A 15048-nucleotide genomic window follows, 5' to 3' on the forward strand; every position below is an offset into this window, starting at 1 on the left:
AGTTCGAATGGACGAAAAACATCATTATGGGGTAGTTGACAATCTTGATAAACTGTTTTTAGTTTTACCAGAACATATTCTGAAGGCCCTTGAGGAAAAGGAAAACTCTGACGAATTGATAGAAATCGTTATGGACTTAGGCCGTTCTCCTGAAGCACGGTTTACCAATGGTTTCAGTATTCTTATTGAAAGTCCTGTTGAAAGAAGTGATATTGAATTTACTTTAGGCAGAGTTGGCATGTTTACCCGTGATAACCGAGCTGGAATCGAGAGGACTCTTCACCGAATATCATGTATCCGAAATCGGGTAGGAAATGTAGTCGGTCTTACCATGCGGGTGGGGCGAGCTGTATATGGTACTATTGATATTGTTCGAGACATAATTGTATCAGGGAAAAATATCTTATTTTTAGGTCCTCCAGGGGTTGGCAAGACCACCAAACTTCGAGAGGTGGCTCGGGTGTTGAGCGATGAATTTCAAAAAAGAGTCATCGTTGTTGACACCTCAAATGAGATAGCTGGTGACGGTGATATTCCTCATCCAGCTATTGGACGGGCACGGCGGATGCAAGTACCGTCGCCAGAAAGACAACATGATGTCATGATTGAAGCGGTGGAAAACCACATGCCGGAGGTTATTATAGTTGATGAAATCGGACGGGAAGAAGAAGCTCGGGCATGTCGAACCATTGCTGAAAGAGGAGTCCAATTGATTGCAACCGCTCACGGTAATTCCTTACGAAACCTTTTGTTAAACCCGACGCTTACCGACTTGGTGGGTGGTATTCAATCGGTTATTCTCAGTGATGAGGAATCGAGAAGGCGTGGAACCCAAAAAGCCGTATTAGAGCGGAAGGCAATCCCGACATTTGATATTGTTGTTGAACTCAGGGATCGGGATACTTTAGGAATCTATCGAAACACTGCCGAAGCAGTAGATGTCATTTTAAGAAACTATGACCCTCGTCCAGAAGTAAGGAAAAAAACCAAAGATGGTTCAATCGAAGTTCTTAAAGAAATCGAGGAATTCGAAACCGTCGAGGAAGTATACAGCTTATCCGATTGGAATCAGCCGAAATATCCAGAAGGTAAAATGCTACGAGTATTTCTATTTGCTGTGAGTCGAAACTACATGGAAAGAGCTATTACCCAGCTTAAGGCAACTCTTGAAGTTGTTGAAGATATAAATGATGCCGATATCGTTTTAACCCTGAAAAGTCGTTATCGTAAAAAAACCAATCGGCTTCGAGAAGCTGAAAATCGAGGCATGCCGGTTCATGTTATTCGTAGCAATACCTATAGTCAGGTGCTCCGTTTTGTTAAAGATTTATTTGGTTTGTCCGATAGCTATGAAAAATCAGGAGAAACCGGTTTGATAGAAGCTGAGAAGGCCGCAAGGCAAGTCCTGAGAGAAAGTGAACCAATAGAACTTACTCCTCGGAATGCTTTTGTCCGAAGACTTCAACATAAAATCGCCGAAAGATATAATTTGTTTTCGCAGAGCATTGGTGAGGAACCTTTTCGCAGGGTAACCATCTATCCAAGAAATCTGGATGATACTTGATGAGACAATTTCCGGGATTGTTTATAACCTTTGAAGGAATCGAAGGAACAGGAAAGTCAACCCATGCTAAGCGCCTCTTTGCCTATTTAGAAGAAAAGGAGTATCGAGTTCTGTTCACTGCTGAACCAGGTGGAACAGATGTTGGTGATCAAATTCGATCAATCCTTCTTCACCCTCAAACTGGAGAAGTTGATCCCGTAACCGAGCTTTTTCTTTTTGAAGCCTCGCGTCGGGAACACGTCTTACAGGTTATTCAGCCAGCATTACAAACCGGAAGAATTGTTCTCTGTGTACGGTTTTGTGATTCAACCATTGCCTACCAAGGATATGGGAGAGGTTTGTCGGTTGAGATGATTCAATATCTCAACCGTTTAGCTACCAATGGTCTGGCGCCTGATTTAACCCTTCTCCTTGATATTGACCCCGAGGAAGGGCTAAGACGATCTTTTCATCATACCTCTCCGCAAGAGCTGCGATTTGAAGAGGAATTCATTAAGAAAAAGGATATTTTAGATTCCATTCGGAAAGGTTTTTTTAAAATTGCCAAGGAGGAACCAAATCGATTTCAGATGATATCTACTGTTGAATCAAAAGACGTTGTCTTTGAGAAGATAAAAAATTGTGTGTTAGCAGCTATTCAAGACAAAAAAAGGAGGAATGAGCTATGAGGCCAACCTCTTTGTTGATATGTGTTGTTCGGGATCAAGATGCTTTGAAGCTGGTCGATATCCTAAGAGAAAAGCAAATATCTTTCACCAAGCTGGCTTCTACTGGTGGATTTTTGCGAGAAGGAAACACAACACTCTTGATAGGTATCCACGAAGCAAAAAAAAATGAGGTTATTGAATTGATTCGCAGTCAGTGCGAACGCAGGGAAGAATATGTTGAATCTGCCATTCCGGTTAATGAACCAATTGGACCTTATGTACCACAACAGGTAAAAGTTATTCGAGGAGGAGGAGTATTGTTCGAAGTTCCCATCGAACGTTACGAAAGGTTTTAATGCGATGAGTTGGTCAGAGATCTGTGGGCACTCATTACAAAAGCAATTTTTTCAGCGAGTTTATCAGAATCAATCCCAAAGCCATTCATACCTCTTTTCTGGACCGGAGGGAATTGGAAAAAAGACTTTTGCTTTTGAAATTGCCCGGTTGTTTAACTGTGAGCATCCATCAATTGATGGATCCTGTGGAATATGCCAGAATTGCCGTTTAATCAATGCTGGAACCCATCCCGATGTAATTTTGCTTTCTCCTCGGGAAAGTAAAATTTTAGTGGAGGATGTGCGAGATTTTATTTTTCGTTTGGGATTGCAAAGAGTCTATGGGAAATTCCGGATTGGAATTGTTGAGTCAACTGAATTATTTAGTAAAGAAGAAATACAAAATTGTCTTTTAAAAACAGTCGAAGAACCTCCAGAGAATAGTATAATAATTCTTCTTACTTCCCAGGTTCAAGTTTTATTACCAACTCTCCTATCTCGATGTCAAAGGATCCATTTTCAGTTATTAGATCAAGAAATTATAAAAGAGTTTATCCAGAAAAAATATAATCTTACCGACCAAAAAGCTGATTCTATTGCTGAGCAATCAATGGGTCGTCTTCGGAATGCATTTGATTTATTAGAAGGGAACCAATCCCTCACAGAGAAATCATTTTTTTTGTGGGATTGGATTACTGGTGAAAATGAAATTTTTTCTCTTGGTTCCTGGTTTGTTGAGAACAAAGATAAAACGATCGAAATCTTTTCGCAATTAGAGTGGTATTTAAGAGATATTATGATTTTTCAATTCATGGGAAGAGATAGCGAGCGAATCCTCAGCTATTCTGGTTATAAAAAGCGGATTCTTGACGATTCAAATCGGTTATCACCAAAAATTATTTCTGGTTTTATCCTTGCAATTGAACAATTAGAGAAGGATCTGAAGAGCAATCTCAATTATGATACCACATTGTTGCATTTTCTTTTAATGGTAAGGGAGGAATTGAATAGTGCCCCGTGTTGTCGGAATCAAATTTGAACATAATTTAAAAATGTATTTTTTTGAAGCAAGAAATCTTGATTTACACTATAGCCAGAAGTGTGTAGTTGAGACGGTTTTAGGTTTGGAAATGGGTGAAGTGGTAAAAAGACCATTTATTTGTGAAAATATAAAAAATAACCTCAAACCAGTTATTCGGCCAGCTCAGGATATTGATATTTTGCAGCTGAAAAGTAACCGAGAAAAGGAAAAAATTGCCTTTGAAATAGCGAATCAAAAAATCAAAGAACACCAGCTTTCTATGAAATTGTTAAGAGCCCATTATACCCTGGATAGGGGAAGATTAACTTTTTATTTTGGATCTGAGGAACGAATTGATTTCCGCAATTTAGTCAAAGATTTAGCGGCCATTTTCCGAACTCGAATTGAACTTCGTCAGATGGGAGTTCGAGATGAAGCCGGGATGATTGGAGGATGTGGAATGTGTGGTCGTGAATTATGCTGCAGTACATTTCTTATCAATTTTGAACCCATATCGATTAAAATGGCTAAAGAGCAGAATTTAGCTCTCAATTCGGCAAAAATTTCCGGAGTTTGTGGTCGGTTAATGTGTTGCTTGTCTTTTGAGTATTCTCAATATAAAAAATTGATTTACCAACTTCCCAAAAAAGGGAGTAAAATTTTAACTTCCCAAGGATTAGCTAAGATTCTTGAAATAGATATTTTTAAGGATATGATTCGCTTGGAACTTGAAAACGGGAAAGAGATATGTATTAATGAAGAAGAATACAATCGTTTTTTCCTTTAGTTTTTTTCTGGTCGGGGTTTGAAGGATAAAAGGTGGTGGGAAAACCGTGGGAGAAGCGCAGGTTCAAAAAGCAGCTTGGTATCAAGGTTTAACAGTGGAGCAAGAAAAAATCTGGTTTGAAGAACAAATACGACAATGCGAAAAAGACATTACTCGATTTGCCTGTCATATTACAGGTAATATGGAAAAGGCCAAGGATATAATACAAGAAGCTTTTCTAAGAGCTTATAAGTATCGTCATAGTTATAACGACAAGTATCCCTTTCGAAATTGGCTTTATGCCATCCTTTTAAATATTCACCGACATAATTGTAAAAAAGAAAAGCTTATTAAGACTATTATTCCTTGGAAAAATTCCGATGATGAAGAGCAGGATACCTGGGATTTTATTGAAAGTGAAGAAGAAGGTCCTGAAGCGAGAACCTTAAAAAAGCAACTGGTAGTTGATATTGAAAAAGCTATTCAAAAACTTCCCTTGAAAATGAGAGAAGTAATCGTTTTGTGTGACATGGTTGGATATTCTTATGAAGAAGCCAGTGAAGTTGTTCATTGTCCATTGGGGACAATTCGGTCGAGACTCCATCGAGCCCGTCGTCAAGTTCAAAAGGAACTGGAAATTAAGTATGGGGAAGATTTACTCACTTCTTGGAGCTGAGAATTATGGAATGTGAACGGATAAGAAAATTACTTTCAGCTTATCTTGATGGTGAGCTGTCCAAAGAAGAACGCAGAGAAGTGCGAAAGCACCTTTTTGTCTGTTCTCAGTGTGAATTGGAATTCAAAAAAATGCGAAATATGAAAGGATTGATTATCCAATTTGGGCAATCTTTTGAACCGAAAGTCGACTATGAGATTCATTATGATACCCTTCAATCTCAAGCCAATGGACGCCGATTGAAAGAGGTTCTCCTTTTTTCAGTTTTGGCTTGTATTATTTTCCTCCTTTTTGTTTTTTTCCTCCCTATTTATAAAAACATTATGCCAGGATCAAACGCTGATGCATCGATTGGGGAGATACATCGTAATCTTACTGGTGACAGCTATGACGTACCTAAGAATTCAGGGAGAGTCGTGGTTAATTTTCTAAAACAAGTTTCGAATGACTGGGAATGAAAAGATCAACTCTATTTCTTGTGTTTAATGTTCTTCTTCTCGTTTCTTTTTTGGCTACCTATACCTCTCAAGCTCGTATTTTGAGTCCTGAAGAAGGCCGACTTTTTTTAAAGCGTATTATCCAGAATAGTACTGCCCATAGTTATTGGGGAATTTGGAAACTTTCCGATTATACCGATGAAAATGAGAGTATCTTCTATGAGGTGGCTTACATTCCCCGTTTTGGCTTTGGTTGGATAAATCTTGATAATCCTCATCATTATATAATTGGTGATGGCACTTATCGCTTTATTTACGATGAAGAAAAACAAATAATTACAGCTGTGTATCCCGGCTTTGATCTTCCTTTCCTTCCTCTGGGAGAAGATAATATTGATATATTGGTTTCAAATTATTTGATCAACGTTGACGAAAATGTCGTGATGATCATTTCTCGTGAAAATAAACAGGTGGTGAAATCTTTTCTTTTAGACGAAAGACAAGCGCTTATCAGCCAAACGTATTATTCTAAAGATGGACAGGTGATAAAACGTGGAGAATATGTTTATCGCATTGACCATCCCAATGATGATCGAATATGGAAAATATTCCAAATAATGGATCAAGTCGTTCAAAAGAAAAATAATTTCCCAGAGGTTCTTTTTAATCGGGAACGAATGTTGATTCCTCGTTTATTGCCTCCTGGTTATTCTTTGCGCCGATCCTATCTTGTGGAAGGTGATCAGGGAAAGATGTACCAAATGGTATATAGCGATGGAATAAATTTTTTTTCTCTCTTTCAAACTCTTTTATCTCCCCATTCAAAGTTCTCTAGCCGAATTCGAAAATTCACTATTAAGAAAGATGGAGAACTTACTACTCTAATCGGAGAAATAATGGGAAGACAAGTTTTTTTAGTTGGAAACTTGAGTCATGAAATTTTAAGTGAGATATTTGATTCAATTGCTGATGAAGGGAGATAATGATATGAATAAAAAAATGAAGTTAATATTTTTGTTATCCTTTAGCGTTTTTATCCTTTTTTCATTAACTAGCTGGGCTCAAGCTGTCAATTCAATCATGCCTGAAGAAACCAACCTGGTAGCTGATATAGTAGAAAAAGTCGGAGCCTCAGTGGTTTATGTTGATACGTTATCTTTTAAGACCTATCGGAATCCTTTTGCACCCTTTTTTAATGACCCCTTTTTTCGAGATTTTTTTGATTTTTTCCCACAGCAAGAAGAAAGGAGAATTCCTCAAAAAGGTTTAGGCTCAGGTTTTATCTTCCGATCCGATGGATATATTCTCACCAATGAACATGTTATTCAAGGGGCCGAACAAATCAAGGTTACCCTTAAGGACGGCCGGAAATATGATGGAAAGATAATAGGTTCTGATCCATTAACCGATATTGCTATTATAAAAGTGGATGCAACCGATCTTCCAGCCCTTCCTTTGGGTGATTCAGATCGAGCTCGAGTAGGAGAGTGGGTGATCGCTATTGGAAATCCTTATGGATTGTCGCATACAGTTACGGTAGGCGTTTTGAGTGCAAAAGGGAGACCAGTATACTCTGGAGACTCGGGAAGAGAATATGAGAATTTTTTACAAACAGATGCTGCCATTAACCCTGGAAATAGTGGAGGACCACTATTGAATATCAAAGGGGAAGTCATCGGGATCAATACCGCTATTCTTCCTTATGCCCAGGGGGTTGGATTCGCTATTCCTATTAATATGGCAAAAAATTTATTGGATCCTTTAATTGAAACCGGTAAAATCGTTCGTTCTTGGACTGGGATTTATCTGCAGGATATCACTTCTGATATGATTCAACAATTCGGTTTAAATGAACCAAAGGGTGCGTTAATTGCCGATGTTGTTCCAAATAGTCCAGCTTCGAAAGCAGGAATTCAACGTGGAGATGTTATTTTAAAAGTTGATGATCGAGAAATTATTGATGCTGCGGCATTTCATACCAAAATTCGAGATAAAAAACCTGGCACTCAAATAATGTTATCTGTTTGGAGAGACAACCGAAGCAAAGTAATTTCGTTAATCTTGGAAGAGTTGGTCACCGAAGGAGGAGCTGTCTCGACTACATCTTCTAACCTTGAGTTCGGTTTTGACGTTGAAGAAATTACTCCAGAATTAATTAGGAAATATAATTTAAAAACAAGATCTGGAGTGGTGATCACTCAAATAGACTCGCAAGAAATTATCGAAACCGGTTATTTACAAGAAGGAGATGTCATTCTTCAAATCGATCGTCAGACTATCAGAAACCTTCAGGATTGGAATGCTATTTTGCCAATGATAGAACCTGGTGATAACGTAATTCTTTTGGTAAGTCGAAGAGGACGAACTTTTTTTGTACCCGTAGAAGTAAAAAGTTCGAGCTTATTTATCCCATGAAGGAAATTTCAGAGTGGGGCAAATTCTTTATTTGCCCCACTCCCATTGGAAACTTAGGAGACATTACCTATCGTACCGTTTCGATATTCCATCAGGTAGATCTTATTGCCTGTGAGGATACAAGGGTATCTAGAAAGCTTTTACAACGCTATTCAATTCAAAAACCTTTGTTTTCCTATCATGCCCATAATTACCAATCTGCAATTCAAAAGATCCTTACCCACCTTAAAAGAAGGGAAAACGTCGCTTTGATTACCGATGCAGGAATGCCAGGAATTCAAGATCCAGGAATGGAAATTGTGAATCAACTGATTCACAATCATATTAACTTTGAAGTGTTGCCTGGCGCATCGGCAGTCTTACCAGCAGTAGTTTACTCAGGGTTTTCATTCAATGGTTATCTTTTTTTAGGTTTTCTTCCCAAGTCAGGGATTGAAAGAAAAAAAAGGCTGGAGCAGCTGCTTTTTTCTCCTCAAGCCGTTGTTTTATATGAGTCACCCAAAAGAATCCTGACTACACTTCAAGAAATTCAAAATCTGGTTGGAGAGGAAAGAAAAGCAGTTTTCTGCCGTGAATTAACAAAAATTCATCAAGAAATTATAAGAGGTACTCTAAAAGAAATAATTGATACATTAATTCAGAGAAAAACCGTTAAAGGTGAAATAGTATTGGTGTTGGAAGGGGTATCAATTGGCGAAGAAAGAGTTTTACCTTTGGTTCAGAACTGTTTAAAACAACTCTTATTTACTGGTCATTCTGAAAAAGATGCTGTAGAATTGACCAGTGCTATTTTTGGGCTCAAGAAAAATAGATTAAAACTCGAAATCAAACACCAAAAAAATCTTTTTGGTGAAAAGAAAGAGAAAAGCATTTTTTAAGATTAAAATTCAAAATATTGATTGAAAAGGCATACCTTGGAGCGAACTTTAATACCTCTTTATAAACATTACAGAATTGATTTTATTCTCAAAAATTGGTTTAATGAATTCGGTACAGGAGGTGTTTCCAATTAAAGCGCACCGCGAATCTGCCGGAATTATTCTGTTTTTGGTCGCCCTTTCTTCCCTTTTATTTTTAATTGGCATTATCGTTGTACTCTTTATTGAAGGATTACCCACCTTTCGTGAAGTTTCGCTATCGCAATTTCTTTTTGGAAACCGATGGTACCCAACATCAGAGCCCCCTCGCTTAGGAATTCTTCCCTTAATTCTTGGGTCTCTTTGGGTAACAATTGGAGCGTTAATTTTTGCAATTCCTTTAGGTCTTTTTTCAGCAATATTTCTTGCCGAACTTTGTCCAAAAAAGCTGAGAGAAATCTTAAAACCAATTATTGAAATGTTAGCAGGTATTCCTTCGGTAGTTTATGGTTTTTTTGGAATGGTTATTCTCAGTCCACTTTTAAAAGATCTTTTTTCTCTTCCTACTGGTCTGACTGCTTTTACTGCCTCGATCATTTTAGGGATAATGGCTATTCCCTCTATTGTAAGTACTGCTGAAGATGCAATCAGCATGGTCCCTAAGAGTTATCGTGAAGCTTCATTTTCAGTTGGGGCGACTCATTGGGAAACCATAAGGAAAGTTGTTATACCCGCTTCTTATTCAGGTTTAGGAGCGGCAGTGATTCTCGGTGCCGGACGAATTATTGGTGAAACCATGACAGTATTAATGATTGCCGGTGGAGCAGCAGTTATACCAACCAGTTTTTTCCAACCAGTCCGTACCATGACAGCAACTATTGCAGCCGAGATGGGAGAAGCGCCAGTAGGTAGTATTCACTACCATTCTTTGTTTGCTATTGCCATTATTTTGTTTCTCATCACTTTTCTTTTGAATATTTTTGTTGATCGTTTAGCTCAAAAATACCATACCCAGGTGAGATAGAGTGGATATTCGCTTGAAAATGAAGTATATATCACAAAAGATCTGGTTCTTTGTCTTCTTCCTTTCCATAATTATTATTTGTTTTGCCTTGGGTTTTATCATTTATTTTTTAGTAGCTCGAGGGTATAAAGTTATTAATTGGGAATTTCTCACCGCTTTACCTTCTCGAGGAATGACCGAAGGAGGAATTCTTCCGGCAATAGTTGGGACACTTTATCTCATAATTGGTAGCATCCTTGTTTCTCTTCCCCTTGGAGTTTTTTCAGCGGTGTATTTAGGAGAATATGCTAAACCGTCGACAACAGTTACTTTGCTTCGGTTAGCGATTCATTGTTTAGCCGGTGTTCCTTCGGTAGTTTTTGGTTTATTTGGTTTGGGAATATTTGTTAAATTTTTTGGATTTGGGGTTTCTCTTCTTTCCGGATCACTTACCTTGGGAATAATGGCTCTACCGATTGTCATTACTTCGGTCGAAGAGGCGTTAAAGACTGTCCCTCTTTCCTTTCGTGAGGCTTCCCTCGCTCTTGGTGCAACCAAATGGGTGACAATCCGGAGAGTTGTTCTTCCAGCTGCACTTCCCGGTATTTTAACCGGTTTAATTCTCTCAGTTGGAAGGGTCGCTGGCGAAACCGCCCCAATATTATTTACAGCTGCAGCTTTTTATGCCCGAGGCCTTCCTCGATCAATTTTTGATCGGGTTTTAGCTCTTCCCTATCATATTTACGGTTTAATGACCGAAGGTACTCGCCCAGAAAAACAGATACCGATTGCCTATGGCACTGCCTTAGTCCTTCTCATAATGGTTCTCTTGGTTAACTTTATTGCCATCTATCTCAGGCGGCGATCAAGATCAGCTCGAAAGTGGTGAAAACATGGAAAGGGATGAAAGCAAATTAAAAGTTTTAAATTTTAATTCTCATTTCGGGGAGAAGCAAATACTATATGATATCAGCCTTGGAATACCAGATAATCGAGTAACGGCGATAATTGGTCCCTCGGGATGTGGTAAATCAACTTTATTGCGCAGCATTAACCGTATGAACGACTTTATAGAAAATTTTTCAATATCTGGTGAAATTATTTTTGAGAATCAGAATATATATGGAGAAGAAGTTGATCCGGTTGAACTCCGACAGAAAATTGGAATGGTTTTTCAAAGACCGAACCCTTTCCCGAAAAGCATTTTTGAAAACATTGCTTATGGGCTTCGAGTTCAAGGTTGGAAAGACCGCCATGCCATTGCTGAACAGGTGGAAAAAAGTTTACGGGCAGCCGCTCTATGGGATGAAGTGAAAGACCGTTTAAATTCATTGGCATTTGATCTTTCGGGAGGACAACAACAGCGGCTTTGCATCGCAAGAGCTATTGCGGTTGAACCAGAAATACTACTCATGGACGAACCGGCTTCAGCTTTGGATCCAATTGCGACAGCTCGAATTGAAGAGCTCATTAAAGATCTCAAGGAGAAATATACTATTGTGATTGTTACTCATAATATGCAAGAAGCTGCTCGTACCTCGGATTATACTGCTTTTCTCTTGTTGGGACGATTGATTGAATATGGGTTGACTGATCAAATTTTTACCAACCCCCAAAAGAAAGAAACCGAAGAATATCTGACTGGTCGATTCGGTTGATAATGAGGTGAATTATATGAAGTTCCGATTCTTTTCCTGGTTGTTGGGAATATCTCTGGTTTTTTCTCTGGGAATTTTTTCTGTATACGCCCAAGAAGCGACAAGTATAGCCATTTTTCCCTTTTCAATGAGAGATGAGGTCGATGGATATTTCGGTTATTATCTTCGAGACCTCATTAAAGATGCTTTTGATGGTATCGAACAGGTTGAAGTCATCGATAACATCATGATTGATGAAATCTTGCGGGAAGCGAAAATTCCACGAGATGTAATCCTCGTTCAATCTATGGCTCAAGTTTTAGGAAAAAGAATCGGGGGAGATTATATACTGAGTGGAGCATATCGGATTCGTCAACTGGGAGATAAAGAACGTTTGGTTGTGAGTGTACGGCTTTTTGATTTGAGAAAAGAAGCCATGATTGATTTAAAAAGTAATGTTTTTGAAGTGAATAATCCCGATGAGTTTCGACAGCTCATTGTCCCTGAAGTCTTAAAATCGCTTAATATTGATTTTGCTGAGCCTGTTGAATCGTTTCTTTATGACCCCCAATTGATTTTTCCTCTCTATCGTGCAGTTGATAAAATGGATGAGGCTCTTCGGACGTACGGAAGTGCCCAATTTCCTGATAAACCACTCTGGAAAGAGGCTTTTGCCGAAGCGCAGGAAACCATTGATACCGTTCCGAATTACTTGGAGAGTTACTATTATCTCGCCTATATGTATCAAAAAACGGGATGGTTGGCGAAAGAAGTCGAGACCATGATGAAGTATGTTGAACTCCTTGAAGGTTCAGGAAGGGAAAAAAATTCAATACAAAGAGCGACTCGAGCTTATTTAAGACTGGCTAATTCTTACCTTTCTCAAAAGAAATATGAGATGGCCGAGGAGAGCATTAACCAGGCTTTACAAATAAACCCAGAAATCGCTGAAGCTTATTTTCTTTTAGGCAAAATTGCTTATGACCAAGGAAAATCTGCTCAGGCACAAGAATATTGGAATAAAGCCTACTTCTTGGATCCATCTCTTAAGGAAGCCCAATATTTTGCTGGAGAAGCTGGGAAAGCAGCAGTTTATGGGAAGGATGCCTATGAATCCTACCGAACTGGTTATACCTATTATGCCAATGGTGATCTTAAAACGGCGGAAGGATACTTTCGGAACGCTGCTCAACTAAATCCGAATATGAAGGAAGCCCAATATTGGTTGGGAAGAACCCTTTACGATTTGGGTAAATTAGCCGACGCTGAAGTGACTTGGAGGAAGGTTATTGAAATTGATCCCTTTGACAGCCAGGCAAAACGCTTCTTAGAAAGAACGATTCAAGAAAAACAATATGGGAGGAATGCCCTGAGCCAATTCCGTCAAGGCTTTGACCTCTATCAAGAAGCGAAATACGCTGAAGCAATTCCCTGCTTTGAAAAAGCCGTTCAGGAAAGTCCTCGTTTCCCCGAAGCTCATGAATATTTAGCTCGATCTTATTATCTGTTGGGGCAAAAAGATAAATACTTAAGAGAAAGAGAAAAAAGTCTGAATCTCATTGAACAACCGACTGATAAAGCCTGGCAATATTATTTGGTTGGGTATGAGCTTTTCTCTTGGAATGAAAAAGAAAAGGCGATTGATTACTTGCAAAAAGCGGTTGAAGTGGATACCAGTTTATCGGAAGCCCATCTTTTATTGGGCGAGATATATGGGAGTATGAATCAATGGAAACAAGCTGCTTTTCATTATGGCCAAGCTAGTTCTATCCCTGAAAAGAATACTGAAGAGGATCAATCCTCGGTATTGTGGGGAGCAAGTGTCTCATATATTCAATTGGGTGAGTGGGCCAAAGCGTATGAATACCTAAATGAACTGGTGAAGAAATACCCTTATGCCGATTTTATTGAAGAAGCAGAGTCATTACGGATTGAAGCGATGGTGAAAATGGGTCAATATCGCGATGCCCGAGTCGGTGTGCAACAATTTCAGTTGCGTTTTCCATCAGGGCGCTTTCGAGAAAGAGTGCAATTTTATAATGCATTTAGCTTTTATCAAGAGAAACAGTGGAAAGAAGCTGCTCAAGCTTTAGAATCATTCCATAAAAATTATCCTCAGAGTCAATATCGGAAAGAAGCCTTAGAGGCTCTGGGTTATTCTTATCGAAACTTGGGACAAGAAGAAAAGGCTCGGAGTTATTTTTCTCAAATCGAAGGACAGGAAAACACCTTTTTGGTAGCTGATACCTTTTATCGAGAAAAAAAATGGCAGCAAGCTCTATCGTCCTTTTTAGAATACCTTAAGACCACTCCTCAAGGTCAGTATGTTCAGGAAGCAAGATTAAAAGTGGCATCATGTTACTTAGAAACCAACCAGGTTGAATTGGCCGAGAAATTAGTAGATGAGATAACCAGTTCGTTAGATGCTAAGTTTCAACTGGACTACCTCCGGCTTACCATAAAGTTGGCTTATAAAAAAGGGAATTGGCAGAAGGTGGTCGAAGGAGTTGATCAACTAGAAAAGCAGTCTGGGTCTCTCGATGAGGAATATTTATACCTATTAGCTTGGTCTCAGGTAAAATTAGGAAAGGAATCTGAAGCTAGACAGCTTTTGGAAATAGCCGGTTTGAATCCCGATGAGATTCTTTCCGATTCGGAAATTGAAAAAATAAGCGATATTATGGACGTTCTCCGATCAGGTGATTATCCTTCGGCGATATCACAACTGAAAGAACTCTTGACCGAAGGTGTGAACAGTGAGAATAGTGCTGCCGTTCACTTTTTGTATGGAAAAGCTTTGTATCTCAATGGAGATTTTAATGAAGCCACCCAATACTTAAAAGAAGCGGTTGCTATAGAAAGCAAGGACTATAGGGAAGAAGCTTGCTTTTATTTAGGTGATATCGCCTATAAGAACGAGAATTGGTTGGAGGCTGCTCAATGGTATCAAAAGTTAAACATCCAGGATAATCTTGACCTTCTCTGGCGATTGGCAACTTCACTAGATAAATCGGGGGAAAAGGATCAAGCTCTTGATATTTATAAAAAACTGAAAGGTGATAATGCGTATTCTGAACGAGCTGGTATTATAGTTTTGGACACTTTATACGATCAAAAAAAATATCAGGATTTTTTAAAGGAAGCTACAGAATATTTAAGGGATCATCCTAGTTCGGTCCAAAACGAAGAAATAATATATATGACCGCGTGGTCGGCTTATTATTTAGGGAATGTCCCTGAAGCTTTGGAACGGATCTCTCTTTATCAGGATAAATACCCTCAAGGGGGATATTTCGATGAATTAGAGTCGTTGGCAGTCGATCTCATGATCGTACAAAAAAATTATCAAGATGTTCTAAACAAGTTATTTAGCTTAGAAAACAAACTCAAGGGAGAAAAATTGGAGTATACTTGGTATCGGATTGGAAGCGTCTATTTGAAATTAGAAGAATATGACCGGGCAGCTTTCTATTTTGAAAAATTATTAGGAAATGTGAATGGGAATTACTATACCCGTGGTGGATATTTGATGGGTGTTTGTCTTGAGTATTTAGAACAACCCGAGACCGCCTTGACGTTTTATCACCAGGTTGTTAATAGCGGATTAGAAGACGAATGGGTTGAAAATTCACAGAAACGAATCAGTCTATTGACTGAGGATTAAACTGGGGATACACTTATGCTGATTCT

The 15048-nt window shown here is 38.8% G+C and carries 14 protein-coding genes; all 14 read left to right on the forward strand.

Translation table 11 applies throughout. The features are described from left to right. The first annotated feature begins 7 nt into the window (after positions 1–7). The 14 genes from RT761_RS07700 (at position 8) to RT761_RS07765 (ending at position 15022) form a co-directional block, all read left to right on the forward strand. Positions 8–1564, forward strand: a complete 1557-nt coding sequence (locus tag RT761_RS07700; protein WP_218110846.1) for a R3H domain-containing nucleic acid-binding protein — start codon at positions 8–10, stop codon at positions 1562–1564. Continuing rightward, complete coding sequence (gene tmk, locus RT761_RS07705) at positions 1564–2232, forward strand: dTMP kinase (RefSeq protein ID WP_218110847.1); 669 nt, start codon at positions 1564–1566, stop codon at positions 2230–2232. Before RT761_RS07700 ends, tmk begins: the two co-directional genes overlap by 1 nt. Continuing rightward, positions 2229–2567, forward strand: a complete 339-nt coding sequence (locus RT761_RS07710; RefSeq protein ID WP_218110848.1) for a cyclic-di-AMP receptor — start codon at positions 2229–2231, stop codon at positions 2565–2567. The genes tmk and RT761_RS07710 overlap by 4 nt, the downstream gene beginning before the upstream one ends. A gap of 4 nt (positions 2568–2571) precedes the next feature. After that, positions 2572–3585 carry a DNA polymerase III subunit gene (locus RT761_RS07715; protein WP_218110849.1) on the forward strand — a complete coding sequence of 338 codons (1014 nt, stop codon included), beginning with the start codon at positions 2572–2574 and terminating at the stop codon, positions 3583–3585. After that, positions 3557–4354 carry a PSP1 domain-containing protein gene (locus RT761_RS07720; RefSeq protein WP_218110850.1) on the forward strand — a complete coding sequence of 266 codons (798 nt, stop codon included), beginning with the start codon at positions 3557–3559 and terminating at the stop codon, positions 4352–4354. Before RT761_RS07715 ends, RT761_RS07720 begins: the two co-directional genes overlap by 29 nt. Before the next feature lie 46 nt (positions 4355–4400). Continuing rightward, positions 4401–5009, forward strand: a complete 609-nt coding sequence (locus RT761_RS07725) for an RNA polymerase sigma factor (RefSeq protein WP_218110851.1) — start codon at positions 4401–4403, stop codon at positions 5007–5009. A gap of 5 nt (positions 5010–5014) precedes the next feature. Continuing rightward, positions 5015–5467 carry an anti-sigma factor family protein gene (locus tag RT761_RS07730; RefSeq protein ID WP_218110852.1) on the forward strand — a complete coding sequence of 151 codons (453 nt, stop codon included), beginning with the start codon at positions 5015–5017 and terminating at the stop codon, positions 5465–5467. Then, the gene (locus tag RT761_RS07735; RefSeq protein WP_218110853.1) at positions 5464–6429 is read left to right on the forward strand and encodes a hypothetical protein; all 966 of its coding nucleotides are present in this window, start codon (positions 5464–5466) and stop codon (positions 6427–6429) included. The genes RT761_RS07730 and RT761_RS07735 overlap by 4 nt, the downstream gene beginning before the upstream one ends. A 4-nt stretch (positions 6430–6433) precedes the next feature. Then, the gene (locus tag RT761_RS07740) at positions 6434–7861 is read left to right on the forward strand and encodes a Do family serine endopeptidase (RefSeq protein WP_218110854.1); all 1428 of its coding nucleotides are present in this window, start codon (positions 6434–6436) and stop codon (positions 7859–7861) included. Continuing rightward, positions 7858–8739 (forward strand): 16S rRNA (cytidine(1402)-2'-O)-methyltransferase, encoded by an 882-nt coding sequence (gene rsmI / locus RT761_RS07745; RefSeq protein WP_218110855.1) that lies wholly within the window; start codon positions 7858–7860, stop codon positions 8737–8739. Before RT761_RS07740 ends, rsmI begins: the two co-directional genes overlap by 4 nt. A 103-nt stretch (positions 8740–8842) precedes the next feature. After that, positions 8843–9742, forward strand: coding sequence for a phosphate ABC transporter permease subunit PstC (gene pstC, locus RT761_RS07750; RefSeq protein WP_218110856.1), 900 nt, complete (start codon positions 8843–8845; stop codon positions 9740–9742). 19 nt (positions 9743–9761) lie between these two features. After that, positions 9762–10610 (forward strand): phosphate ABC transporter permease PstA, encoded by an 849-nt coding sequence (gene pstA / locus RT761_RS07755; protein ID WP_343073778.1) that lies wholly within the window; start codon positions 9762–9764, stop codon positions 10608–10610. Positions 10611–10614: 4 nt separating this feature from the next. After that, entirely contained in the window at positions 10615–11379 is a 765-nt protein-coding gene (gene pstB / locus RT761_RS07760; protein ID WP_218110858.1) for a phosphate ABC transporter ATP-binding protein PstB, read from the forward strand. Positions 11380–11395: 16 nt separating this feature from the next. Further along, positions 11396–15022, forward strand: a complete 3627-nt coding sequence (locus RT761_RS07765; RefSeq protein WP_218110859.1) for a tetratricopeptide repeat protein — start codon at positions 11396–11398, stop codon at positions 15020–15022. Positions 15023–15048: the final 26 nt, after the last annotated feature.

Origin of the sequence: Atribacter laminatus, assembly GCF_015775515.1 — a bacterium.
GTDB classification, from domain to species: Bacteria; Atribacterota; Atribacteria; order Atribacterales; family Atribacteraceae; genus Atribacter; species Atribacter laminatus.

Excerpts from the sequence above, each read along its gene's own strand:
- RT761_RS07700 (WP_218110846.1), top strand. The coding sequence starts at position 8 with ATGGACGAAAAACATCATTATGGGGTAGTTGACAATCTTGATAAACTG.
- tmk (WP_218110847.1), top strand. The coding sequence starts at position 1,564 with ATGAGACAATTTCCGGGATTGTTTATAACCTTTGAAGGAATCGAAGGA.
- RT761_RS07710 (WP_218110848.1), top strand. The coding sequence starts at position 2,229 with ATGAGGCCAACCTCTTTGTTGATATGTGTTGTTCGGGATCAAGATGCT.
- RT761_RS07715 (WP_218110849.1), top strand. The coding sequence starts at position 2,572 with ATGAGTTGGTCAGAGATCTGTGGGCACTCATTACAAAAGCAATTTTTT.
- RT761_RS07730 (WP_218110852.1), top strand. The coding sequence starts at position 5,015 with ATGGAATGTGAACGGATAAGAAAATTACTTTCAGCTTATCTTGATGGT.
- RT761_RS07735 (WP_218110853.1), top strand. The coding sequence starts at position 5,464 with ATGAAAAGATCAACTCTATTTCTTGTGTTTAATGTTCTTCTTCTCGTT.
- RT761_RS07740 (WP_218110854.1), top strand. The coding sequence starts at position 6,434 with ATGAATAAAAAAATGAAGTTAATATTTTTGTTATCCTTTAGCGTTTTT.
- rsmI (WP_218110855.1), top strand. The coding sequence starts at position 7,858 with ATGAAGGAAATTTCAGAGTGGGGCAAATTCTTTATTTGCCCCACTCCC.
- pstC (WP_218110856.1), top strand. The coding sequence starts at position 8,843 with ATGAATTCGGTACAGGAGGTGTTTCCAATTAAAGCGCACCGCGAATCT.
- pstA (WP_343073778.1), top strand. The coding sequence starts at position 9,762 with ATGAAGTATATATCACAAAAGATCTGGTTCTTTGTCTTCTTCCTTTCC.
- pstB (WP_218110858.1), top strand. The coding sequence starts at position 10,615 with ATGGAAAGGGATGAAAGCAAATTAAAAGTTTTAAATTTTAATTCTCAT.
- RT761_RS07765 (WP_218110859.1), top strand. The coding sequence starts at position 11,396 with ATGAAGTTCCGATTCTTTTCCTGGTTGTTGGGAATATCTCTGGTTTTT.